Source organism: Planomicrobium sp. CPCC 101079 (assembly GCF_007859275.1).
In the GTDB taxonomy this organism is placed as follows: domain Bacteria; phylum Bacillota; class Bacilli; order Bacillales_A; family Planococcaceae; genus Planococcus.
In genome coordinates, this window is record NZ_VOHC01000011.1 from 222,296 (window position 1) to 247,178 (window position 24,883).

Here is a 24,883-nt window from a genome sequence, read left to right on the forward strand (position 1 = left end):
AGCATCTGAGATTTTATTAGTGGATTTTTATAAAAAAACGTTTTATAATATAGTTTTGTGGCTAAAGCTATATAGAAGAATATTTTGACGGGTCTATCTTTTTATCGGAAAAATAAAGGGATTTGCCGCTATATCACGAATAATAATACGTGAAGCAAACAAAGATGGTGATAAAGTGTCTAATCGAGTTCCTGAAGAAGTGGTTGAAAAGATTCGTTCCAGCACCGATATTGTAGATATTGTTGGGGAATATGTCCAACTGACCAAACGTGGCCGAAATTGGTTTGGCCTTTGTCCGTTCCACGGAGAAAGCACACCTTCTTTCTCCGTAACATCCGACAAACAGATTTTTCATTGCTTCGGATGCGGCGCAGGCGGAAATGCCATTACGTTTTTGATGGATATTGAAAATATCAGCTTCCAGGAAGCTTTGTCAAAATTAGGGGAGCGCACCGGCATCGATATTGAAGTCAATACGCCGACTGATGCACCCAATGCCTTATCCAAAAGCGATCAACAGCTTGTTTCCATGCATGAATTTGCCGCTGATATGTATCATCACATTTTGATGAATACAGAAGAAGGGCAGTCGGCACTTGATTATTTGGAGAACCGGGGATTTACACGGGAAATCATTGAAAAAAACCGTATTGGCTGGTCGCTTCCTGAATGGAACTACATGTCAAAAGCCTTACAGCGAAAAGGGTTCAGCGATGAAGAGTTGACAACAAGCGGCCTTGCTATACAACGGGAGCAGTCAAATGGCTTTTTCGACCGGTTCCGGGGCAGGATCATGTTTCCAATCATGAACGAGACCGGCAAAGTTATCGCTTTTTCCGGCCGCATTCTGGAAACCTCAAAGGAAGAAGCCAAATACTTGAACAGCCCAGAATCGCCTATCTTCCAAAAAAGCCAAGTGTTGTACAATGTACACCACGCCAGAAGCGCTATCAGGAAAAATCGGAAAATTATTTTATTTGAAGGTTTTATGGATGTAATTGCAGCGGGCAAAGCAGGCGTCGATAATGCGCTTGCGACAATGGGAACCTCCTTGACAGCCCAGCATATTAAGCAGCTGAAACGGTTCGCCCAAGAAGTCGTCATTTGTTTTGATGGGGATGATGCCGGATGGGAAGCTGCAAAAAGAGCTGCTATTGCGCTCAATGAAGAAAAGTTCAAAGTGGAAGTTGCTGTTCTTCCGGGCAAGATGGATCCCGATGACTTTGTCCGGGAGCACGGCAGTGAAGCTTTTAAAGAGCAGATTATCGGCAAACCGCATGCGTTTATAGCGTTTGCAATGATGCATGCTCGTAGACATAAAAATTTCCAGTACGAAAACGATTTGCTCCAATATATTCAGGAAGTGCTGCAGTTGCTTGCAGGCCGTTCCTCTCCGCTTGAACGGGATTTGTACATCAAGCAGCTGGCGGGGGAAACCGGCCTTTCTGAAGAAGCGATTTTACAGCATTACCGCAAATTGGAAAACAAGTCAATCGAGCGAAACCGCCCTGAGCAGCCGATAAAACCGATGAAAAAAGCCATTAAACAAATTACTGCGCTGCACAGGGCGGAGCGTCTGCTTTTTTCTCATCTATTGGCGGATGCCGATGTCATGGAAAAAGTGGCTAGCGATCCCACTGAAATTCCGTTTGCCAGTGAAGAATTCAAAGCGCTCTACGTCCAGTTGCTAGGGTTTTACGAAGAATGGGACAAAGCAGACTTCCATAAATTCCTTGAAACGCTCCAAGATGCGGAACTCCGTAAATTGGTTATGGAAACCACGTTGGCAGAACGTGATCCGGAGCATGCAGAAGAAGAAATCGCTGACTGTCTAAAACATCTGGTAAAACATCGAGTCGAACAGCAAATCACATTAAAAATGCAGCAATCAAAAGAAGCGGAAAAACAACACGATATAAAGCGGGCTTTGCTTCTTGCGCAAGAAGCGATCGCTTTGCGAAAAACGTTGTAAAAGGATTCCGTTTTATAAGGAGGAAGTCGTATGGCTGAAAAGTCTGAACGCCCAAATGAAGTTGAAGCAAGCAATGTTCCATTGACTATTGAAGGTCCAGAAGCAGGAATTGAAGAAGCGAAAAAACAGTTGATCGAATTAGGAAAGAAAACCGGTGAACTCAACTATGAACAGATTGCCGATAAATTAGCCGTCTTTGAAATGGAATCCGATCAGGTCGAAGAATTTATCGATCAATTGGAGGGCCATGGCATTGAATTGGAACGCAAAACGGACGACGAGGAACATTTGGACCGTCTTATGAAACCAACGGAAGAAAAGTTCGACTTGAATGACTTAAGTGTTCCACCGGGGGTTAAAATCAATGACCCGGTCCGCATGTACTTGAAAGAAATCGGACGCGTTGACTTGTTGAAAGCGGAAGAAGAAGTCCGTTTGGCAAAACTGATTGAACAAGGCGATGAAGAAGCGAAAAAACGCCTTGCTGAAGCGAACTTGCGTCTCGTTGTCAGCATTGCGAAACGCTATGTGGGCCGCGGCATGCTGTTCTTGGATCTTATTCAAGAAGGAAATATGGGTCTGATCAAAGCTGTTGAAAAGTTTGATTACTCGAAAGGCTTTAAGTTCAGTACTTATGCCACTTGGTGGATTCGCCAAGCCATTACCCGTGCGATTGCCGATCAAGCGCGCACCATCCGCATTCCAGTGCATATGGTTGAAACGATCAATAAATTGATCCGTGTGCAGCGCCAGTTGCTGCAAGACCTGGGCCGTGAACCTTCACCAGAAGAAATTGGGGAAGAGATGGATCTTTTGCCTGAAAAAGTCCGGGAAATCTTGAAAATTGCACAAGAGCCGGTATCTTTGGAAACGCCGATTGGGGAAGAAGATGATTCCCATTTAGGTGATTTCATCGAAGATTCGGATGCCCAATCGCCATCTGACCATGCCGCTTATGAGTTGCTGAAAGAGCAATTGGAAGATGTATTGGACACGTTGACGGACCGTGAAGAAAACGTGCTTCGCCTGCGTTTCGGCCTTGATGATGGCCGTACCCGAACACTTGAAGAAGTAGGGAAAGTATTCGGTGTAACGCGTGAACGAATCCGCCAAATTGAAGCAAAAGCGCTTCGTAAGCTGCGCCACCCATCCAGAAGCAAACGCTTGAAAGACTTTTTGGAATAGAATTGGAGAACCGCTCATTGCATCATGATGAGCGGTTTTTTATATCCAAATATTATTTTAAGAGAAAAGCGGACGGTTTTTTGATTATAAGTTGAGTTTAATCGAATTTTAACGATATAATGAAATATGTAAGCGTATTCATGACAAAGGGGATGTAAGAATATGAACTTCGATTTGACGCAAGAACAGCAAATGATCAAAAAGACCGTCAAGGAATTTGCCGATAAAGTCGTGGCCCCAGGTGCAATTGACAGGGACCGGACTAAAGCATTTCCAAAAGAAATTTTCAGACAGCTGTCCGACATGGGGATGATGGGCTTGCCGTTTGATGAAAAATACGGCGGTGCCGGGGCGGATACAATCAGCTTTGCTATCGTGACCGAAGAATTAAGCCGCGCCTGCGCTTCTACAGGAATCACTTATTCGGCGCATATTTCATTAGGTGGGGCTCCATTGAATCTATTTGGCACCGAAGAGCAAAAAGAAAAATATTTGACGCCGATTTGTACGGGTGAATCGTTTGGCGCGTTCGGATTAACAGAACCAAACGCCGGCTCGGATGCGGGCGGAACAGAGACGCGTGCTGTAGAAGACGGCGACGACTGGGTAATCAACGGTTCGAAAGTATACATCACCAACGCAAGCTATGCCAAGCACTTGGCGTTGACAGCGATCACCGGCATGAAAGACGGCAAAAAAGAAATCAGCGCCATTATTGTGCCAACGGATGCAGAAGGCTTCACAATCATAGATAATTACGAAAAAATGGGGCTTCATTCGTCCAATACAACAGAGCTGGTCCTCGAAAACGTCCGTGTGCCGAAAGAAAACCTGCTCGGGAAGCGCGGAGAAGGCTTTAAGCAGTTTATGGTGACGCTGGATGGCGGCCGCATCGGTATTGCTGCAATGGCTGTAGGCATCGCACAAGCGGCATTTAACCGGGCCTTAAGCTATTCAAAAGAACGTAAACAGTTTGGAAAAACACTTTCTGAATTTCAAGTGACGCAGTTTAAGTTGGCAGACATGGCGATGAAGATCGAACTGGCACGGAATATGGTATACAAAGCAGCTTGGCTGAAAGACCAGGGCCGCCCGTTTACAAAAGAAGCATCGATTGCAAAATTATATGCTTCTGAAATATCAATGGAAGTGGCAGATGAAGCAATTCAGATCCATGGGGGCTATGGTTATATGAAAGAATACGAAGTGGAGCGCTATATGCGGGATGCTAAACTGCTGGAAATCGGGGAAGGCACTTCTGAAGTTCAAAGAATGGTCATCGCCAAACAGATCGGCTGTTAAATTACTGATTTTGTCACAAACAAGCAAAAGTTATCCTTTAATACTTTTCGTTTTGCTCATAATACAGTACAATAATGATTGATACAAATGCTATCAGTATGCAGAACAGAGAGAAGGAGGGTAACGGATGCAAAAAAATGCAATTGTACCTTATATCTTAATCATGGCTTTCGGTATTGGACTCATTTTCTTCCTTTCATTAGAAGGAGTAAATAACCAAGAAGAGATTGCCAGCGAAGGCGAAGAACAAGCTGCAGGAGAAGAAGGCGGCGAAGCTGCTCCAGAAGGCGACGGCGGCAGCCCAGAGTCAACTGAATTCGATCCTGAAGCTCAAGCGCAACAAAGCTGTGTTTCTTGCCACGGATCAAGCTATGAAGGCCAAGTTGGACCATCACTTGTTGATACTCAATTGAGCCAAGAAGAAATCGAACAAATTATTGCTGAAGGTAAAGGCTCAATGCCTGGCGGACTTGTTGAAGGCGAAAACATTCCGGCTATGGCTGAGTGGGTCTTATCACTCGAATAGTATCAAAAAACCCTTAGTTCTCCCTGAGCTAAGGGTTTTCTGTTGATTGGGAGGATGTATATGAACGCACAACAATTATCAACAAGGCTCATGCGGGTGGCAGCGCATGTGCCGGTAAACTCAGTCGTGGCTGATATTGGCAGTGACCATGCTTATTTGCCTTGTTATTTAGTGTTGAACGGCAAAGCGCGACGGGCGATTGCTGGCGAAGTGGTCAAAGGGCCCTACGAATCCGCCCGCAGCCAAGTCAAGCAAGAGCAGTTGGAAGACCGGATCGAAGTGAGGCTGGCCAGTGGGCTGGATGTGGTTTATGCAGAGGATGGCGTGACGGCTGTAACGATCGCCGGCATGGGTGGGCCGCTTATTCGGTCGATACTCGATGCCGGACCTGAACGCTTGATTGGCGTGGAACGGTTGATTTTGCAGCCGAACGTCCATGCCAAAGCAATTCGGGAATGGGCTGAAACAAACAGCTGGGCAATTTCCGAAGAGGAAATTTTAAAAGAAAATGATAAAATATACGAAATCCTTGTTCTTGAGCCATCAAAAAAGCCGGTAAGGTTTTCTCCGGCTGAGTTCCTCATGGGTCCTGAGTTGATGAAGCAGTTTTCCGAGGTTTTTCAAGAAAAATGGCAGCGGGAATGTTCACAATGGAAAAAAATTGTACACGCGATGGAAACTACGGTTGAAACGCCAGAAATCATAGAAAAAAAACAAGAATTGCTGGAGAAGATCAAACTTGTAGAAGAGGTGTTGCATGGTGAAAATACCTAATGGCCAACAAATCATTGAAGAGTTCGAGAAATGGTCTCCGAAGTATTTAGCAATGGAAGGCGATCCGGTCGGTTTGCATGTCGGCACGTTAAACAAAAAAGTCGAACGGGTTCTGGTAACGTTGGATGTAAATGAAAAAGTGGTGGATGAAGCGATTGCCAAACGGGCAGGTTTAATCATCGCCCACCATCCGCCGATTTACCGTCCATTAAAGTCGCTGCAGACGGACTTTCCACAAGGACGCTTGATGGAAAAACTGATCAAGCACGACATCGCAGTTTATGCGGCTCATACCAACTTGGATGTAGCGACTGGAGGCGTCAACGATCTGTTGGCGGAAGCCCTTGGTTTGAAAGATACAAAAGTATTGGTGCCGACCTATGAAGCGGAGCTTGTGAAAATTGCAGTGTTTGTACCGGAAAGCCACGAGGAGCAAGTGCGCGATGCACTTGGGAAAGCTGGTGCTGGTGCCATCGGGGATTATGAACACTGCAGTTACACGCTGTCAGGCACAGGCCGTTTCCGGCCGACTGCGGGAGCGGATCCATTTATTGGAGAGCCAGGGAAAATGGAAACCACGGCAGAATCAAAAATTGAAGTGGTTATCCGCAAAAAGGAAAAAGACCGCGCAATCAAAGCGATGATTGCTGCACATCCGTATGAGGAAGTAGCATATGATGTATTCACGTTGGAAAACAAAGAAGTGGCGATGGGGCTAGGGCGCGTCGGCAATCTGGAAACTGCAACGTCCTTGGCAGATTTTACCGAGCTTGTGAAAAAACGCTTAGAGGTCCCGGCAGTGCGTGTCGTCGGCGAACTCGAAAAACAAATCAAGAAAGTGGCAGTGCTTGGGGGCGATGGAAACAAATATATCCAAGCGGCTAAACGCTCAGGTGCTGATGTCTATGTGACGGGGGATTTGTACTTTCATGTTGCTCAAGATGCGGAAGCGATGGGGCTTGCCGTAGTCGATCCCGGCCACCATGTCGAGAAAGTGATGATTAGAGGCGTTGTTAACCATATGGCGAAAACAACAGAGTGGCAATGTGAATTTATCGCTTCGGAAGTCGATACTGAGCCGTTCCAGTTCAAATAAGAACACAGATGAGCATTTTCATCTGTGTTTTTATTTTTCCACAGGCAACTTGTCGAGAAAAGCTTGCACTTTTCGGGGGCTGTCTAAGATGATGATAGTTTTTTCAGCTGACAAATTGTAGAGCATATCCAATACGCCCGGCCTCTTTGTATGCGGGTACTGCCAGACCCATCTCAGGAAATCGAGATTGATCTTTTCTTTGCATCCAACAGCCATATCCGTTCGTGGTTTTCGGCGAAACTGCCATCTTCTTTTGATTACGCGATACAAACACAAAATTCTTGGCATATCCAAAAAGATGATGGTATCAGCAGCCGTCAAGCGCATTTCCAGTGTGCCGTTGTAGTTGCCGTCGATGATCCAACTGTCTTTTTCGATCAATTGCTGCTGAATATGCCGCTGCTCCGCTTTAGCGGTTGGCTCCCAGCCAGGTTTCCAAAGCAATGCGTCCAAATGGTGGACGCCAATTCCAAGTTTGCCGTCCAAGGACCTGGCAAAAGTGGATTTGCCAGACCCGCCGGAGCCAATTACTGCAATCTTTTTCATGTTCTCACTCCGCTTTTTTGGGGGTAAAAAACACGAACCTGTTATCGGCTCGTGTAAGTGGTTTTATTCGCCCACCGGATAAGGTTCAATCCGCTCGGACGGTTTCGGATGCTTGATTTTCGGCAATATCTTATTAAGTGGCACACTTCGTGCCAAATCGTGGGTTGCTGGGTCGGCCGGGTCGTAATTGTCAAGGAAAGTCATCACTTCTTTGACAATCGGCGTCGGCGTGGATGCGCCGGCTGTAATTGCCACATTCTCGATGCCATCAAGCCATTCCAATTTCAGTTCGGACAAATCGGATATGCGGTAAGCAGGGGTTCCGGCAATATCTTGTGACACTTGCGCCAAGCGGTTTGAGTTATTGCTCATTGGATCGCCGATTACGATCAGCAGATCTGCGTCGACGGCCTGTTCAGCAACAGCTTCTTGCCGCACTTGGGTAGCAAGGCAAATTTCCTTGTGGACCTCTGAATGCGGGAATTTTTCTTTCAGCCGTTCCATCAAATGGACAACGTCCCATTGGCTCATGGTCGTTTGGTTGGTGACAATGATTTTTTCGGAATCCAGTTCCAGGTTGTTGACATCTTCGACCGTTTCGACCAAATGGACCATATCAGGCGCAACGCCAATTGCCCCTTCAGGTTCCGGGTGGCCATTTTTGCCGATATAGACAATTTGATAACCTTCCGCCGTTTTTTCACGAATCAAATCATGTGTGACGGTTACGTCCGGGCAAGTTGCGTCTATCGACACCAGCCCTTTTCGTTTAGCGAGCTCCCGGACTTGCGGTGAAACCCCGTGAGCCGTGAAAATGACCGTTCCCGTCTCGACTTTTTCGAGAATCTCCAAACGGTTTTTGCCGTCCAAGGTGATGATGCCATCTGCCTCAAACGCATCCGTCACATGTTTGTTATGGACAATCATTCCCAATATATATATAGGGCGTGGCAAAGTTTCGTCCATTGCCGCATTTTTCGCAATGACCATTGCATCGACCACTCCATAGCAATAACCTCTTGGCGATATTTTTTTGACTTTCATGTACCGCACTCCTTTCAACAATCATACACTCATTATAACGGAGACAGCCGCCTATTACAAAAGATGAAATGCAAAGTGCCTTTAATTCGTGCTATAATGTACAAAGCTTAAGGAGGGAAATTCATCCCATGACAAAATTCAACGATTATCCATTCAAACCGTTTCTGCAGGAAGCGGTGGCAAAACTAGGTTTCCAGGAGCCGACACCGATCCAAAAAGAAATGATGCCCCATATACTGAAAGGCAGCTCTGCAATTGGCCAATCCCATACAGGAACAGGGAAAACCCATAGTTTTATCATTCCGATTGTCGAGCGAATCGACGTGGAGAAAAAGGAAGTGCAAGCAGTTATCGCAGCGCCGACGCGAGAGCTTGGCACACAGATATACAACGAAATCTTAAAATTGGTTGAAGGCTCGGATATCGAAGTCAAGTCGTTCATCGGCGGGACCGACAAGCAGCGCTCAATCAATAAATTAAAGACTCAGCCTCACATTGTCATCGGCACACCAGGCCGCTTGAAAGATTTGGTCAGCGAGAACGCCTTATTGGTCCATACAGCCAAAATTCTTGTGGTTGATGAAGCAGATTTGGCATTCGACATGGGCTTTATTGAAGAAATCGATCAAGTGGCTGCAAAAATGCAGGAAAAACTGGAGATGTATGTGTTCTCCGCAACCATTCCCGAAAAACTGAAGCCGTTTTTGAAAAAATACATGGAGTCTCCAGTCCATATCAATATCGGGGACAAACGCCCGACAGCTGAAGGTTTGGATTTTTACTTGGTACCGGTCCGCAGCAAAAAGAAAGTGGAACGCCTGATTGAAGTAATGGACATCATCAACCCTTATTTGGCGATCATTTTCGTCAACACTCGGACTAATGCTGATTACGTGGCAACTGAACTGTCGAAAAAAGGCATCCGGGTCGGCCGTGTTCATGGCGATCTGGCACCTCGTGAACGTGTGAAAATGATGAAGCAGATCCGGGATTTGGAGTTCCAATACATTGTTGCAACTGACTTAGCTGCGCGCGGCATCGATATTCAAGGCGTCAGCCATGTCATCAACTACGAATTGCCGGAAGACCTGGAATTCTTTATCCACCGCGTCGGCCGTACTGCCCGTGCTGGCATGAAAGGCCTTGCCATTACATTATTTAAACCGGAAGAAGAAGATGCAATCGTCCGTGTTGAAAAAATGGGCATTCCATTCCAGCAAAAAGATATTGTAAAAGGCGAGTTCGTCGATTTGAAAGAGCGCCATAGCCGGAAAAATCGCGTAAGAACAGCAAATGAAGCAGATACGAAAGCGAAATCGATGGTCCATAAACCAAAAGCGGTTAAACCGGGATACAAAAAGAAAATGAAATGGAAAATGGACGAAATCAAAAAAGTTGAACGCCGCAAAAATCGCAAAAAGTAAGGAGTTTTTTTTCATGTTATTAGGATCGCACGTTTCCATGAGCGGAAAGAAAATGCTGCTTGCAGCTAGTGAAGAAGCTGCTTCGTACGGATCTTCCACGTTCATGATTTATACGGGGGCACCGCAAAACACGCGCCGCAAACCAATCGAAGAGTTAAATATCGAAGCAGGAAAGGCGCATATGACGGCAAATAATTTGTCGAATATCGTAGTCCATGCACCGTATATCATCAACTTAGGCAATACTGTCAAACCTGAAACGTTTGAGCTGGCTGTTGAATTCCTTCAAAAAGAAATTGAACGGACAGCAGCGCTCGGGGCAACACAAATTGTCTTGCATCCGGGCGCGCATGTCGGGGCCGGCGTAGACGCTGGCATCACTAAAATTATTGAAGGCTTGAATGAAGTGTTGACACAGAATTATCCGGTCAACATTGCGCTGGAGACGATGGCTGGAAAAGGGACGGAAATCGGGCGCAATTTCGAGGAAATTGCGGCAATCATCAACGGTGTGACACATAACGAACGCTTGTCTGTTTGTTTTGATACGTGCCATACGCACGATGCTGGCTATAACATCAAAGAAGATTTTAATGGGGTTCTTGAAGAATTCGACCGAATCATCGGTGTTGACCGTCTGCAAGTGCTCCACATCAATGACAGCAAAAACGTCCGAGGTGCCGGAAAAGACCGCCATGAAAACATCGGCTTTGGTGAAATTGGATTCGAAGCACTGCACGGCATCGTCCATCATCCGGACTTGATGCACGTTCCAAAAATCCTGGAGACGCCATATGTGGGACTAGATGCAAAAAATAAAAAGCCGCCTTACGCTTTTGAGATTGAAATGTTCAAGTCTGGCGTGTTTACACCAGGCGTCATTGAAGATTTGAAAACTCCTATTTGATCCGGAATCTTTTCAAGCTGCCGAGAAACTTCGGCAGCTTTTTGCATTCCCTTCCAATGGTGCTTTTAGCGAACTTGAAAAAGACAAGTTGTTTGGCAGTTTACCAATGATTAAAGACCAATTTGATTTTTAGCATCCCTTGTCAACATGTTGTCAGAACGCTTTATATTATAGAAGAGTTTTTGAGTCTAATCTATTTACATTGGCTTCTGACTGGCTTATACTTTTCTAATGTAAATCGTAATGACTCTTAATTAGAAAAGAGGCAGCACTATGAATGCGCCATTGATTGAAATTGACAATATCAGTTTTGAGTATGAACAAACAAAAGCTTTAGAGAATATATCGTTAACAGTGGAAGAAGGCGACTTTCTTGCGATACTGGGACCGAACGGTTCAGGCAAGTCGACACTATTGAAAATCATGCTGGGTCTTATCAAACCGACAAAAGGGGCAATCCGCTTGTTTGGGGTGGACGCTAAAAACTTCAAGAACCGGGAATGGATTGGCTATGTATCGCAAAAATCCAATTCGTTCAATTCTGGTTTTCCTGCAACTGTGGAAGAAGTGGTAACAGGTGGCCTGGTAAAAAAAACTGGCTTGTTCCGCCGCATTCCGAAACACGCGAAAGCGAATGTGAAAGAAGCATTAGAAGCGGTTGGCATGGAAGCATTTATGGATAATCGGATGAACGAACTTTCCGGAGGCCAGCAGCAGCGGGTATTTATTGCGCGGGCGCTTGTTGCGAAACCGAAAGTGCTGATTTTGGATGAGCCGACAGTCGGAATCGACCATCGCAATGTGCAGTCATTTTACAACATGCTCGCTTCGCTAAACCGGGACAAAGACATTACGCTCGTATTGGTGACGCATGACGTCGATACAGTAACTGACCGTATTACACATGTTGCTTGTTTAAATCAAACCATCCATTTCCACGGATTTAAAGATCAGCTTCACACAATGAGCGATGAGCAGCGCGAAGCCTGGTATGGCCATTCCGTCCGGAAAATCCATCATATCGGAGGAAGCCACAGCTATGATTGAAGCTATATTATCCTATGAATTCTTACAAAACGCTTTTGCGGCCGGATTGATTATCGGCGTAATAGCGCCTCTCCTCGGCGTCTTTATCGTGGTGCGCAGGTTATCGCTAATTGCAGACGCTTTAAGCCATGTAACACTGGCCGGCATTGCCGGAAGCTTGTATTTGAGCCAAAGCGTAGCTGCATTTGCCATGCTGAACCCGTTATTTCTTGGCATTGTAGCATCTGTTGCCGGTTCAGTGCTGATCGAACGGCTGAGGAGCTTGTATAAACATTACGAAGAACTTGCCATTCCAATCATTTTATCGGCCGGCATCGGTTTTGGGGCTATTTTTATTTCTTTGGCCGAAGGGTTCTCCACTGATTTGTTCGGCTACCTGTTCGGATCTGTTTCAGCCGTCAGCAGGGAAGACCTAGGCATTGTTATCGGCATTGCCCTCATCGTATTTGCTTTTGTCCGTCTGTTTTTTAAAGAACTGTTCGTCTTATCTTTTGACGATGAGTATGCGAAAGCATCAGGGCTTCCGGCTAAATGGATCCACTTTCTGTTTATGATTGTCACAGCCCTTGTCATTGCCGGTTCAATGCGCATCGTGGGCATTCTTTTGGTTTCATCCTTGATGACCATACCGGTAGCTGCGGCGATGCGAATGGGCCAAAGCTTTAAAGGAACCATTTTTTGGTCGGTCATATTCGGCGAAGTTTCTGTCCTTACAGGACTGATTACAGCATTCTACTTTGATTTGGCACCGGGAGGGACTATCGTTGTCACTTCGATTTTGCTGCTTTTACTCGTCATAGGCTATAAAAAAATTACCGTTTCCATGAAAAAGGGGGCCGTCGTATGAATTTGCCAAAAGCTTGGGAGATATTGAAGGAGAACGGATTTAAAGAAACATCAAAACGTCAGCAAATCCTGAAAATGTTTTCAGAAGATGACCGGTATTTGACAGCCCGTGATTTGCTCGATGTGATGCAAAAAGATTATCCCGGCATGAGCTATGATACAGTTTATCGCAATCTTGCCACTTTCGTGTCGCTTGGTATTTTAGAAGAAACCGAATTGTCCGGCGAACGCCACTTTCGTATGCAATGCGAAAGCGACCATCATCACCACCATTTTATTTGCTTGGACTGCGGAAAGATCAAAGAAGTTCCCGTGTGCCCGATGGACATGCTGGGTGCGGCCTTGCCTTCCTATCAAATCGCGAACCATAAATTTGAAATCTACGGCAAATGCCCGGAATGCCAATAAAAGCGTAAGCGGAGAGATCCCGCTTACGCTTTTTTATTTTGCAAGTAAAAATCTATTCAATAATACATACTGAAGCGGCTAAAGTGATTTTGCAAATGGGGTCGCTAGAAGTGATTGAAATGAAAAAAAGGCCTCTGCAAATTGCAGAAGCCTTCAGCCCCTTAAGCTTTCACGCTCGAAAATTCTCTTTTCACGAATTCGTCCGCTTCTAGCCAATTATAAACGCGAATCACGTTTTTGGGAATTGGCAGGCGGTTGTAGGGTGTATCAAACAGCAACACCGGAATATCCAGTTCTTCTGAAATTTCGACGGCATTGTCGTGCTTGTCTTCAAAAAACAAGTCGACTTTGTGGGTTTTGGCGGCTTGGATTTTCTTGTGCGTACCGATCAACTCAATATGATCGTAGGCAATGGAATGTTTTGCAAACCAGTCAAATGTAACATCGCGGACTTCCTGGCCGCGTGCTGAAATATAATACAACTCGTAGCGGTTTTTCCAGTCATTAAGAATATTCTTAGCGTTCTCAGAAACCGGGGAAGACGCATAGATTTTGGACTCCGAACCCCGGAACCAAGTATAAAATTCACCTGGTTCCAGATGGGGCAGGGCTGATGTCAAATCGTACTCTTTTATATCGTCCAGTGTCAACTGGCTGTTGAATGCTTCATTGATATGGGGAATAAGGGACGTAGGGCAAGTCACTGTTCCATCTATATCGATGCCAAAGCGGTATCTCATAGGGTCACAACCTTAAATTTGTTGTTCAAGAGCCTCTTGCTCAGCTTTTTCAGCTGCTTGCTTTTCAAAGTACTCTTGTGCGATTTTGTCGATTTCGACTTTCAATTCTTCGACCATTGTCTCTTCAGGAACTTTGCGCACTGTTTTACCGTGCATGAAAAGAAGGCCTTCGCCGCGAGCGCCGGCAATGCCGATATCCGCTTCGCGCGCTTCTCCCGGACCGTTCACGGCACAACCAAGAACTGCAACTTTGATCGGTGCTTTAATATGGGAAATGTATTCTTCCACTTCATTTGCGATAGAGATCAAATCGATTTCAATGCGTCCGCAAGTCGGGCACGAAATCAACGTCGCAGCATTTGAAGATAAACCAAATACTTTCAATAATTCGCGGGCAACTTTCACTTCTTCGACAGGATCGGCGCTTAGCGAGATACGAAGCGTATTTCCAAGGCCTTTTGCAAGAAGAGCTCCGATGCCGGCTGAACTTTTCACAGTTCCGGAGAACAATGTGCCGGATTCTGTAATTCCTAAGTGCAGGGGATAATCAAAAGCTTTTGAAGCTTTTTCATATGCTTCGATAGCTAGGCTGACGTCCGATGCTTTCATAGAGACAATGATGTCATGGAAATCAAGGTCTTCAAGGATCTTGATATGGTGCAGCGCACTTTCGACCATGCCATCAGCAGTCGGGTATCCGTATTTTTCAAGAATTTTGCGTTCAAGCGATCCGGCGTTAACACCGATTCGAATCGGGATGCCTTTCGCTTTTGCGGCATTTACGACCGCTTCCACTTTTTCGCGGCGTCCAATATTGCCGGGATTGATGCGGATTTTGTCCGCGCCTTGTTCAATCGCGATCAATGCTAATTTATAGTCAAAATGGATATCAACAACCAAAGGGATGTTGATGCGCTTTTTGATTTCGCCGATAGAATACGCTGCGCGCTCATCCGGGCAAGCTACGCGGACGATCTGGCAACCCGCTTCTTCCAAGCGAAGGATTTCGGCCACTGTCGCTTCCACATCATGCGTTTTGGTTGTCGCCATACTTTGAATGAACAATTCATTACTGCCGCCGATAGTCAGGTCGCCGACTTTTACGGGGCGTGTTTTTGTACGGTGAATAATTTCACTCATTAAAATTCTCTCCTTTTGGGAATGTCTGGCTGAACCTGCCAGTTCCACGTTTCTTCAACTAGGATTATTATCTAGCTCTTTCCAACACCTATAGCCATTTTAGCAGTCTCCCGCTAGAAAAGACAAGGAAGAACGATTATGCTTTCTGGTTTCGGGCGGGCGGCCTTTTGGGGTAATAGCCAATGGCCAAATACAAATACAGGATGGTAAATAAGCTTATTGCCGAGGTCAGCCATGCGTTTGTCGTAAAGAAGCTGATGGTGAACGAGACCAGGGTAGGCGCTGTTACACTAAGAGCGGCGGTCCGCCACACGTGCCGGTATTCTCCTCTGCGTTTTTTAATGTTTAACAGGCCGAGGGCAATAAATGCGAAAAAACTGATTTTCACAAAATGATAAATTGTAGTTGTGACAAATAGAAAAACAAAAGCGAACGGATAAAGCAGCCATTCGATTTCTTCTATATATTGCAAAAGCCCATCAACACCATTTGTCACTTCGTCCAAACCAAAAGCCAACTCGGCAAATGAAACGAGCGCCATGAGCAGAACAATCAAAAAAACGTATTGCAAAATCTTTCCGATAGTAAGTATACGGACGGCGGCTTGCTTTTTAGGTTCCATTATACTTGCTTTAAACAATTGAAATAGATTCATAGCCCTCTTCCTTTCGTACATGATTTTATCCTAACATGCTGAGAGGCACAAAAAATTTCCTTTTGTTAAGATTTTGTAAATGTTAAAGAAAAAGCTTCACAAAAGCTTAATAAAAACTGCATAATAGGCGAGTAGGCATAAATTCAATTGGGAGATGATTATTCAACATGGAAACTAACTGGCAAGAGATACTCTTTACCTTTTTCGGAGGGCTAGGGATATTTCTTTTTTCCATAAAATACATGGGGGACGGTTTACAAAAAGCTGCAGGCGACCGTCTTCGCGCAATTCTTGACCGCTTCACCACCAATCCGTTCATGGGGGTGCTTGTCGGGATCATTGTTACCGTCCTCATACAATCGAGTTCAGGGACAACGGTTATCGTTGTTGGTTTGGTGAGTGCCGGCTTTATGACATTAAGACAAGCTATCGGCGTCATCATGGGGGCCAATATCGGGACTACCGTCACCGCCTTCATCATTGGATTGGATGTCGGAGCTTACGCACTGCCGATTATTGCGGTTGGAACAGTGTTAATCTTTTTCTTCCGTAAAAACAGCATTCAAAATCTGGGGCAAGTTATTTTTGGCTTCGGAGGGCTATTTTATGGATTGGAGTTGATGAGCGAAGGGATGAAGCCGCTGCGCGAATTGCCAGCATTCATTGATTTGACTGTCAACCTAAGCGACTTGCCGATTTTAGGAGTAGTTGTCGGAACAGTATTTACTTTGATTGTTCAAAGTTCAAGTGCCACAGTTGCCATATTGCAAGGGCTTTATGCTGAAGGTGTTATAAACCTAGGCGCGTCGCTTCCTGTATTGTTTGGAGATAATATCGGAACGACAATTACGGCGGTTCTGGCCTCCCTTGGCGCATCGATTACCGCGCGCCGCGCAGCTGCGGTCCACGTACTTTTCAATGTGGTCGGATCAATCGTATTCCTGATCTTGCTTGTACCTTTCACTGCCTATATCGAATGGATTACAGGCCTGCTTAATTTGGAAGCGAAAATGCAGATTGCATTTGCCCACGGATCGTTCAACGTTGCCAACACGATTATCCAGTTCCCGCTGATCGGGGCATGGGCATACTTGGTGACCAAGTTCATCCCGGGTGAAGAACGGACAATCGAATTTGCGCCAAAACATTTAGACACCCATTTCATTGATACTGCACCGTCAATTGCGCTTGGACAAGCAAAAGAGGAAATTATCCGCATGGGTAACTACTCGGTCCAAGGGCTTCAGGAAACATATGAATACTTGGTCACGAAAAGCCGGAAAAATGCTGAAACAGGCTATCAATTGGAACAGGCAATCAACAACCTGGACCAGAAGATCACCGAATACTTGGTGTTGATTTCAGCGGAATCCATTTCAGCTGCGGATTCTTCGCGCCATACGGTTTTGATGGAAACGGTGCGCGACATCGAGCGGATCGGGGACCATTTTGAAAATATCCTTGAGCTGGTTGATTACCAGGAAGAAAACCGCGTGAAAATGACAACAGAAGCAATGGCCGATCTTGAAGAAATGTTCACATTGACGATTGAAACCGTCCAAAAAGCGCTCGATGCGCTGGATACAACTAGCCATGATATCGCGAGAGAAGTGGCTGAACAAGAAGATTTGATCGACAAGATGGAGCGCAAATTCCGCAAGAAGCATATTATGCGCGTTAATGAAGGCGCATGTTCTGCACAGGCAGGAATTGTTTTCGTCGATATCGTCAGCAACTTGGAACGAATCGGAGATCATTCTGTCAATATTGCAGAAGCCATTTTAGGGAACCGTGCTTAAATAAAAAAAGTTTAATATTTTGAGCTTCTCTGTGCTCTCTTTCATCGCTTTACATTTTAAAAAATGTCAGGCAGGATGAAAGAGAGCTTTTTATTTAGGAGGAAACCAGAATGGAAGTTATCGCTTGGGTGCTTATTGCACTATGTTTTGTAATTGGATTTATCGGCCTTGTTTATCCGATTATTCCGGCAGCGCTTTTCATATTCGGCGGATTTGTGGTTTACGGTTTGTTTTTTAATTTTGCAGATCTACCTTGGTGGTTCTGGGCGATTGAAATTTTATTTTTAATATTGCTGTTCGGTGCTGATGCAGCTGCCAATGCTTTTGGGGTCAAAAAGTTTGGCGGTTCGAAGGCTGGGCTTTGGGGGAGCACGATCGGCCTTATCATAGGTCCATTCGTCATCCCGATTGTCGGGATTTTGGTGGGTCCATTTGTGGGAGCCATCCTTGCGGAAATTCTGTTTAATAAGTCGACGCTTAAGCAATCCGTTAAATCCGGAATTGGATCTGTTGTAGGATTTGTCACATCGGTTTTCACAAAAGGCATTATTCAAGTTATCATGGTGGCGCTTTTCTTCTGGGTAACTTGAATCGGTCAAAGGTCTGAATCGTGAACTAAGCCATGCATTTTGATTGTGCCGTTTAAAAATTTTTGTTACGCTATGAACGTAGAACATTAGACTCAAGGAGGAATTCATTCATGGCTTACCAATTACCTGAACTACCTTACGCATACGATGCACTAGAACCACACATCGATAAGGAAACGATGAACATTCACCACACAAAGCACCACAACACGTACGTGACGAATGTAAATGCGGCTCTTGAAGGCCACGAAGAACTTGCTTCAAAATCAGTGGAAGAATTGATTTCTGATTTAAGTTCAGTTCCTGAAGCTATCCGTACAGCTGTACGCAACAACGGCGGCGGACACGCAAACCACTCGCTTTTCTGGCAATTGCTTTCTCCAAACGGCGGCGGCAATCCGACTGGCGCTTTGGCAGAAGCGATCGACAGCAAATTTGGAAGCTTTGATGAGTTCAAAACTCAATTTGAAAATGCAGGAAAAACTCGCTTTGGATCTGGATGGGCTTGGCTAGTTGTAAATAACGGTGAACTTGAAGTGACTTCTACTCAAAACCAGGACTCTCCATTAATGGACGGCCAAACTCCAATTCTTGGCGTAGACGTATGGGAACACGCATATTACTTGAAGTACCAAAACAGACGCCCGGACTATCTTGCAGCATTCTGGAATGTTGTAAACTGGGAAGAAGTATCACGCCGCTTTGATGCAGCAAAATAATTGTCAAAAATTGAAACTTTGCACACACTTTTTCGTCAGAAAAAGTGTGTGCTTTTTATATGCAAATGATATACTAACTAATGCACATTTTTGTGAAAGGAGTGCATGAAAAATGAAACCCCCTCAAAAGAGGCAAGTCACACAAGCGAAGTCAAAGTTAAAATCCCATATGGTCTTCCGAATGAATATCCTCTTTTTCTCCATATTCTTGCTGTTTTCAGTTTTGATACTGCGCTTGGGCTATCTGCAAATTGTCAAAGGCGAAGATTTTGCACGCGCGATTGCCCGGACGGAAGAAGTTCCAGTCAATACAAGCGTGCCCAGAGGCCGCATTTTCGATAGCGAAGGACGCGTCCAGGTGGATAATGAGCCGGTAAACGCTATTACGTACACAGCGATGCAGACAACAAAAAGAGATGAAATGCTCGATGTTGCTAAGGAACTTGCAAAGCTGATCGAAAAAGAAACCGATCGAGTCACGCTTCGCGATAAACAGGACTACTATATTATGCTCGATACCGAAGCCGCCACAGCAAAAGTGACCGATGAAGAGCGGGCAGCCATTGACAACGAGGACATTACCGAAAAAGAGAAACAACAAAAGCTGGATGCATTGATCCGTGAAAAAATCACTGACAAAGAACTCGAAAGTTTGACGGAAGAGCAACTGGAGGTGCTGGCGATTTTTCGTGAGATGACGTCCGGCTACGCTTTGTCGCCACAGATTATAAAAAACAAGGACGTTACACCAGAAGAGTTTGCACGGGTTTCAGAGCGGCTGACAGACCCGAAACTAAACGGCGTAAACACCATCACTGACTGGAAACGAGTCAAATCGAGCGATTTAACAATCCTCGGCAGCACAACAACACCGGAACAAGGAATACCAGCGAGCAAGCTGGATTATTACCTGGCACGCGATTACTCCCGCAATGACCGGGTAGGGACCAGTTTTCTCGAGCAGCAATACGAAGAAGTTCTGCAAGGCCAAAAATCGGTCGTTAAAAACATCACGGATGGAAGAGGCCGGGTCATTGATACCGTACCGGTCGACGAAGGCCAGCCAGGCAAAGACTTGGTTCTGGCAATGGATACGGAACTGCAATCTTCACTCGAGGATATTGTGGAAGACCATTTGCGCGAGCTGAAAGCGGGGCCGAATTCCCAGCTAGTCCGCGACGCTTACCTGGTTATGATGGATCCGAACACGGGAGAAGTGCTGTCGATGGTCGGCAAACAAATCGGAAAAGATGAGGACGGCAAAACCGTAGTCAAGGATTATTCTTTCGGAGCCATCACATCCGCGTATCCTACGGGGTCCGTCGTTAAAGGCGCAACCTTGCTCACCGGCTATGCGCAAGACGTCATCGAGCTGAATCAAGTGATGATTGATGAACCGCTGCAATTTGCCAATGAGGTCAAAAGATCTCTCTTCAACCAAAGTTTGTTCAACCGTGTCCCATTAACGGATACGCAGGCGCTTGAAGTTTCATCCAACGTCTATATGTTTAAAATTGCACTCGCTATTTCAGGCAACACTTATCAGTATAAACGCGGTTTTTCTGTTGATGCAGAAGATTATAATACAGTCAGAAATTCATTTGCCCAATTCGGACTTGGGGTTCCGACAGGCGTGGATTTACCGAATGAAGGAAGTGGGTTTAAAGGTAAGTTTCTTGAATCTGAACCCGGAACGTTCCTTAACTTGGCAATCGGCCAGTACGACACGTATACGCCGATGCAGTTGGCTCAATATATATCAACTATCGCAAATGACGGTTACCGGATGGAGCCGCATATTGTCAAAGAAATTCGGCAAGCTTCATCTGATGGCAAGACACTCGGTCCAGTGGAAACAGTAGTGGAACCCAAAATATTGAACCGCATCAACAATACACAAGAAGAGATTGATCAGGTGAAAAAGGGCATGCGACTTGTTTACACTGGAAGTAGAGGATCTGCCCGCTCTTATTTCGGCGATACTGACTATACAGCTGCCGGCAAAACCGGTACGGCTGAAATCGAGTATTACGACGATCCGGAAAGCCCTTTTTACACCATGGATTCAATCAATACCGCACATGTTGGATTTGCGCCATATGATGATCCTCAAATTGCTTATGCTGTCCTGATTCCATATATCACAACCAATACAAAAGTTGTGCCAGGAACAACCCATAAGATTGCTCGGGCTGCAGTGGATAAGTATTTTGAATTGAAGGCTAAGACAAATGAAGAATCGCCTTCAACCATCAAGGCGCCTTATAAAGAAAAGAACGACGAAGCTGAATAAGAAGCCGGACTGAATAGGACCGCTATGCGCGCATGGAAACATGCCAAAGCATAGCGGTTTTTTATTTTCCCGCATTTACATTTTCTTAACATTCGGTTCATACAAGCTCAACATTGCCCCTATATAGTTTAACTTGTAAAGCAAACATAAACTTTAGGGGGAACTACTCAATGAAAAACTGGAAGTTTGTCATGGCATCAACAATTCTTGGATCGTCTGTACTGCTTGGTGCTTGCGGCGGCAACACCACTCAACAAGGGAGTTCGGAATCGGCAGAACAAGGGAGCTCAGAATCAGAAGCTGCACAACTGGAAGGTGAAGTTTCAGGAGACGGTTCATCGACTGTTGCACCGATCATGGAAGGTATTGTTGAAGAATACGCAGGAGCTCAGCCGAATGTCCAAGTGACTGTCGGAGTTTCCGGAACAGGCGGGGGCTTTGAAAAGTTCATCCAAGGTGAGACAGATTTCTCGAATGCATCACGTCCGATTAAAGAAGAAGAAGCTAAAAGCCTTGAAGATGCAGGCATTGATTATACCGAGTTTTTGTTAGCATATGACGGATTGTCCGTTGTCGTAAGCAAAGAAAATGATTGGGTCGAAGATCTTACAGTTGAAGATTTGAAAAAATTGTGGGTCGAAGACGGCACAACAAAAAAATGGTCAGACATCAACCCTGAATGGCCGGATGAAGAAGTGGTCTTTTATGCGCCAGGAACAGATTCCGGAACATTTGATTACTTTAACGAAGTGATCCTTGAAGAAGAAGATTTGGTAAGCGCAGCTACACTTTCTGAAGATGACAACGTATTGGTTCAAGGAATTCAAGCAGATCCAAATGCAATCGGGTTTTTCGGATACGCTTATTACCAAGCAAACCAGGACACGTTGAAAGTTGTTAAAATCAACGGAGTAGAACCGACAAACGAAACAATCGAGTCAGGTGACTATTCTCCGCTGTCGCGTCCATTGTTCACATACGCAAACAACACATCTGCTGCCGAAGAAGAACAAGTTTATGACTTCTTAGAGTATACACTTGAAAATGCTGGAGAAATGGCTGAAGCTGTCGGTTATGTAGCCCTTCCTCAAGAAGAGTATGATAAAGGATTGGCAGATTTAGAAGCGCTTAAACAATAAACGGATTGAGCCTAAATTTAGGGGTGAGCAGCCAGCTGCTCACCTTTTGCGGTTGAAAGGGGATTCTTTATGCGAACATCTGTGCAGGAAATGATCGCGCAGTCGAAAGGGAAAAAGAACAAAAAATTCATGGAGAAAATGATTCCGGTCATTTTATTCCTTATTGCGTCGGTTTCGGTTTTAACGACAATCGGGATCGTCGTAACGCTAGTTGTTGAAACCATTACGTTCTTCACACGCGTTTCCATAGCCGATTTCTTATTTGGCACGACCTGGCTGCCGTTTTCCAATAAAGAGCAGCTGTTTGGAATTTTGCCATTGATCATCGGCACGTTGAAAGTAACGCTAATTGCTGTAATTGTTGCGGTTCCAATCGGCATCGCATCAGCCATTTATTTAAGTGAATATGCCAGTGAGACAGTGCGCCGCATCGTCAAGCCGGTGCTTGAAGTTCTTGCAGGCGTGCCAACAATTGTTTACGGATTTTTCGCTTTAACGTTTGTCACTCCGCTTTTGCAAAGCGTTTTTCCTGAAATTAAAATCTTTAACGCTATATCACCGGGAATCGTCGTCGGTATTATGATCATTCCGATGATTGCATCGTTGTCAGAAGACGCGATGTCGTCCGTGCCAAAGCAAATCCGCGAAGGCGCTCTTGCAATGGGCTCGACAAAATTCGAGGTTGCTTGGAAAATCACCGTACCTGCTGCTTTGTCCGGGATTATCGCATCAATCGTTCTCGCAGTGTCCCGCGCAATTGGCGAAACGATGATCGTATCACTTGCAGGCGGCTCAACGCCAAAGTTCAATGGGGATTTCACTGATTCCATCCAGACGATGACTGCCTATATCGTTCAAGTATCAAAAGGGGACGCCGGATATGGGACAACCATTTACTATTCCATCTACGCAGTAGGGTTTACATTGTTCATCTTTACCATGCTGATGAATATCCTCGCTGGATATGTCTCAAAACGGTTCAGGGAGGAATATTAAGATGCGCTATATTGAACATGAACAAGTTGTTAAACGCATGAACGGCCGTTTGGTAGCGAACGTTATTTTTAAAGGAATCTTTCTGGCGGCGACATTGCTTGCGATTCTGGCGCTCGTGTTACTGGCCTACCGGATCATTACGCAAGGAGCAGGGCATTTATCACTCGACTTCCTGTCCAATTTCTCGTCGCGTTTTCCTGAAAAAGCTGGAATTAAAGCGGCCTTAATCGGTTCTTTATGGCTTATGGCGGTTGTAGCGCCGACATCGATTATCCTTGGCGTCGGTTCTGCCATCTACTTGGAAGAATACGCAAAGAAAAATAAAATCACTTCGTTTATCCGAATCAACATTGCGAATTTAGCAGGAGTTCCATCCATCGTATTCGGATTGCTCGGCTTGACGATTTTTGTCCGGGCATTTGCTCTGGGCAACAGCATACTTGCTGCAGGGTTCACAATGAGTTTGCTCATTTTGCCGGTCATCATCGTAGCTGCCCAAGAAGCGATCCGTTCTGTACCAGGCGAGCTTAGGGAAGCGTCGCTCGGAATGGGAGCCACCAAATGGCAGACTATCGTAAAAATCATTTTGCCTGCAGCAATCCCGGGGATTTTGACAGGAAGCATCTTGGCGTTGTCGCGAGCTATCGGTGAAACAGCACCACTCATCGTTATCGGAGTTCCGGTCATTATTCAGTTTTTGCCAGCAGGCGTCCTGGATACGTTCACTGCTTTGCCAATTCAAATTTTCGACTGGGCGAGCCGGCCGCAGCAGGAATTCCAGACAGTTGCCGCAGCTGGAATTATCGTTTTAATGATTTTCTTGCTGTTGATGAACTCGGTTGCAGTTATTATCCGGAATAAATTTCAGAAACGTTATTAATGTGTAAAAGTTGAAGGGGGCTTCACAATGACAATGACTATTAAAGCAGAAAAGAAAAAATCTGCGACAAAATTGCAAGAGCAAGGCATAAAAGTGCCGGTATACCAGACCAAAGAACTTAACTTATGGTATGGCGAAAAACATGCATTGAAAAATATCGATTTAGACATTAATGAAAATGAAGTAACAGCGATCATCGGCCCGTCAGGGTGCGGGAAATCCACGTATATTAAAACGTTGAACCGGATGGTTGAACTTGTGCCATCGGTCAAGACTTCCGGTGAAATCCTGTACCGGGACCGCAATATTTTCAGTTCGGATTATCAAGTGGAAGAGCTGCGGACGCGTGTCGGCATGGTATTCCAAAAACCGAATCCATTCCCAAAATCAATATACGATAATATCGCATACGGACCGCGCATCCACGGCATCAAAAACAAAAAAATTCTTGATGAAATCGTCGAAAAAAGTTTGCGCGGAGCAGCAATCTGGGATGAAGTAAAAGACCGGCTGAACGAGAATGCGTACAGCATCTCAGGTGGCCAGCAGCAGCGGATCTGCATCGCTAGAGCATTGGCGATTGAACCGGATGTCATTTTGATGGATGAACCCACTTCGGCGTTGGATCCAATCTCTACATTAAAAGTCGAAGAATTGGTCCAGGAACTGAAAGAAGACTACAGCATCATCATTGTGACGCATAATATGCAGCAGGCTGCCCGGATTTCCGACAAAACTGCTTTCTTCTTGAACGGGGAAGTAATTGAATTTGATGAAACCGACGCAATTTTCTCTAACCCATCCGATAAACGGACGGAAGATTATATTTCAGGACGATTCGGTTAAGGAAGGGAA

At 45.3% G+C, this 24,883-nt stretch carries 24 protein-coding genes; 19 read left to right on the top strand and 5 right to left on the bottom strand.

What is annotated here, in order from left to right; all coding sequences use genetic code 11:
- Nucleotides 1–175 precede the first annotated feature (175 nt).
- From dnaG to FQV28_RS05600, 6 genes are all read left to right on the top strand, one after another.
- A complete protein-coding gene (gene dnaG / locus FQV28_RS05575) occupies nucleotides 176–1,972 on the top strand; it encodes a DNA primase (RefSeq protein ID WP_146494579.1) in 1,797 nt (598 codons plus the stop codon).
- Nucleotides 1,973–2,002: 30 nt separating this feature from the next.
- The gene (gene rpoD / locus FQV28_RS05580; protein ID WP_146494580.1) at nucleotides 2,003–3,157 is read left to right on the top strand and encodes an RNA polymerase sigma factor RpoD; all 1,155 of its coding nucleotides are present in this window, start codon (nucleotides 2,003–2,005) and stop codon (nucleotides 3,155–3,157) included.
- A 162-nt stretch (nucleotides 3,158–3,319) separates the two neighbouring features.
- The gene (locus tag FQV28_RS05585) at nucleotides 3,320–4,459 is read left to right on the top strand and encodes an acyl-CoA dehydrogenase (protein ID WP_146494581.1); all 1,140 of its coding nucleotides are present in this window, start codon (nucleotides 3,320–3,322) and stop codon (nucleotides 4,457–4,459) included.
- A 127-nt stretch (nucleotides 4,460–4,586) separates the two neighbouring features.
- A complete protein-coding gene (gene cccA / locus FQV28_RS05590; RefSeq protein ID WP_146494582.1) occupies nucleotides 4,587–4,985 on the top strand; it encodes a cytochrome c550 in 399 nt (132 codons plus the stop codon).
- Nucleotides 4,986–5,045: 60 nt separating this feature from the next.
- Nucleotides 5,046–5,759, top strand: a complete 714-nt coding sequence (locus FQV28_RS05595; RefSeq protein WP_146494583.1) for a tRNA (adenine(22)-N(1))-methyltransferase — start codon at nucleotides 5,046–5,048, stop codon at nucleotides 5,757–5,759.
- Nucleotides 5,746–6,855, top strand: a complete 1,110-nt coding sequence (locus tag FQV28_RS05600) for a Nif3-like dinuclear metal center hexameric protein (protein WP_146494965.1) — start codon at nucleotides 5,746–5,748, stop codon at nucleotides 6,853–6,855. Before FQV28_RS05595 ends, FQV28_RS05600 begins: the two co-directional genes overlap by 14 nt.
- A gap of 30 nt (nucleotides 6,856–6,885) precedes the next feature.
- Here the strand turns inward: FQV28_RS05600 and FQV28_RS05605 are convergent, their stop codons facing one another.
- A complete protein-coding gene (locus FQV28_RS05605) occupies nucleotides 6,886–7,401 on the bottom strand; it encodes a DNA topology modulation protein (protein ID WP_146494584.1) in 516 nt (171 codons plus the stop codon).
- Between the two features lie 63 nt (nucleotides 7,402–7,464).
- A complete protein-coding gene (locus FQV28_RS05610) occupies nucleotides 7,465–8,445 on the bottom strand; it encodes a 4-hydroxy-3-methylbut-2-enyl diphosphate reductase (protein WP_146494585.1) in 981 nt (326 codons plus the stop codon).
- 128 nt (nucleotides 8,446–8,573) lie between these two features.
- On the opposite strand from FQV28_RS05610, the gene FQV28_RS05615 reads away from it, so the two are divergent.
- The 5 genes from FQV28_RS05615 to FQV28_RS05635 all read left to right on the top strand — a co-directional run bounded on the left by FQV28_RS05615 (nucleotide 8,574) and on the right by FQV28_RS05635 (nucleotide 13,077).
- A complete protein-coding gene (locus FQV28_RS05615; RefSeq protein WP_146494586.1) occupies nucleotides 8,574–9,869 on the top strand; it encodes a DEAD/DEAH box helicase in 1,296 nt (431 codons plus the stop codon).
- Between the two features lie 13 nt (nucleotides 9,870–9,882).
- A complete protein-coding gene (locus FQV28_RS05620) occupies nucleotides 9,883–10,776 on the top strand; it encodes a deoxyribonuclease IV (protein WP_146494587.1) in 894 nt (297 codons plus the stop codon).
- A 273-nt stretch (nucleotides 10,777–11,049) separates the two neighbouring features.
- The gene (locus tag FQV28_RS05625) at nucleotides 11,050–11,823 is read left to right on the top strand and encodes a metal ABC transporter ATP-binding protein (RefSeq protein ID WP_146494588.1); all 774 of its coding nucleotides are present in this window, start codon (nucleotides 11,050–11,052) and stop codon (nucleotides 11,821–11,823) included.
- The gene (locus tag FQV28_RS05630; RefSeq protein ID WP_146494589.1) at nucleotides 11,816–12,670 is read left to right on the top strand and encodes a metal ABC transporter permease; all 855 of its coding nucleotides are present in this window, start codon (nucleotides 11,816–11,818) and stop codon (nucleotides 12,668–12,670) included. The genes FQV28_RS05625 and FQV28_RS05630 overlap by 8 nt, the downstream gene beginning before the upstream one ends.
- Nucleotides 12,667–13,077, top strand: coding sequence for a Fur family transcriptional regulator (locus FQV28_RS05635; protein WP_146494590.1), 411 nt, complete (start codon nucleotides 12,667–12,669; stop codon nucleotides 13,075–13,077). The genes FQV28_RS05630 and FQV28_RS05635 overlap by 4 nt, the downstream gene beginning before the upstream one ends.
- 161 nt (nucleotides 13,078–13,238) lie before the next feature.
- Here the strand turns inward: FQV28_RS05635 and FQV28_RS05640 are convergent, their stop codons facing one another.
- From FQV28_RS05640 to FQV28_RS05650, 3 genes are all read right to left on the bottom strand, one after another.
- Nucleotides 13,239–13,817, bottom strand: a complete 579-nt coding sequence (locus FQV28_RS05640; RefSeq protein WP_146494591.1) for a hypothetical protein — start codon at nucleotides 13,815–13,817, stop codon at nucleotides 13,239–13,241.
- Nucleotides 13,818–13,829: 12 nt separating this feature from the next.
- Complete coding sequence (gene ispG, locus FQV28_RS05645) at nucleotides 13,830–14,948, bottom strand: flavodoxin-dependent (E)-4-hydroxy-3-methylbut-2-enyl-diphosphate synthase (protein ID WP_186763803.1); 1,119 nt, start codon at nucleotides 14,946–14,948, stop codon at nucleotides 13,830–13,832.
- A gap of 145 nt (nucleotides 14,949–15,093) precedes the next feature.
- The gene (locus FQV28_RS05650; protein ID WP_146494593.1) at nucleotides 15,094–15,612 is read right to left on the bottom strand and encodes a DUF1189 family protein; all 519 of its coding nucleotides are present in this window, start codon (nucleotides 15,610–15,612) and stop codon (nucleotides 15,094–15,096) included.
- Between the two features lie 167 nt (nucleotides 15,613–15,779).
- Here FQV28_RS05650 and FQV28_RS05655 point away from each other — a divergent pair, with 167 nt between their 5' ends.
- From FQV28_RS05655 to pstB, 8 genes are all read left to right on the top strand, one after another.
- Nucleotides 15,780–17,411, top strand: a complete 1,632-nt coding sequence (locus FQV28_RS05655; protein ID WP_146494594.1) for a Na/Pi cotransporter family protein — start codon at nucleotides 15,780–15,782, stop codon at nucleotides 17,409–17,411.
- 110 nt (nucleotides 17,412–17,521) lie between these two features.
- Complete coding sequence (locus FQV28_RS05660) at nucleotides 17,522–18,001, top strand: DUF456 domain-containing protein (RefSeq protein WP_146494595.1); 480 nt, start codon at nucleotides 17,522–17,524, stop codon at nucleotides 17,999–18,001.
- 110 nt (nucleotides 18,002–18,111) lie between these two features.
- Entirely contained in the window at nucleotides 18,112–18,720 is a 609-nt protein-coding gene (locus FQV28_RS05665) for a superoxide dismutase (protein ID WP_146494596.1), read from the top strand.
- Between the two features lie 112 nt (nucleotides 18,721–18,832).
- Complete coding sequence (locus tag FQV28_RS05670) at nucleotides 18,833–21,013, top strand: peptidoglycan D,D-transpeptidase FtsI family protein (RefSeq protein ID WP_146494597.1); 2,181 nt, start codon at nucleotides 18,833–18,835, stop codon at nucleotides 21,011–21,013.
- Between the two features lie 170 nt (nucleotides 21,014–21,183).
- A complete protein-coding gene (locus FQV28_RS05675) occupies nucleotides 21,184–22,152 on the top strand; it encodes a PstS family phosphate ABC transporter substrate-binding protein (protein WP_146494598.1) in 969 nt (322 codons plus the stop codon).
- A gap of 69 nt (nucleotides 22,153–22,221) precedes the next feature.
- A complete protein-coding gene (gene pstC, locus FQV28_RS05680; protein WP_146494599.1) occupies nucleotides 22,222–23,148 on the top strand; it encodes a phosphate ABC transporter permease subunit PstC in 927 nt (308 codons plus the stop codon).
- A 1-nt stretch (nucleotide 23,149) separates the two neighbouring features.
- Nucleotides 23,150–24,028, top strand: a complete 879-nt coding sequence (gene pstA / locus FQV28_RS05685) for a phosphate ABC transporter permease PstA (protein WP_146494600.1) — start codon at nucleotides 23,150–23,152, stop codon at nucleotides 24,026–24,028.
- A 33-nt stretch (nucleotides 24,029–24,061) separates the two neighbouring features.
- A complete protein-coding gene (gene pstB / locus FQV28_RS05690; protein ID WP_370455117.1) occupies nucleotides 24,062–24,874 on the top strand; it encodes a phosphate ABC transporter ATP-binding protein PstB in 813 nt (270 codons plus the stop codon).
- Nucleotides 24,875–24,883: the final 9 nt, after the last annotated feature.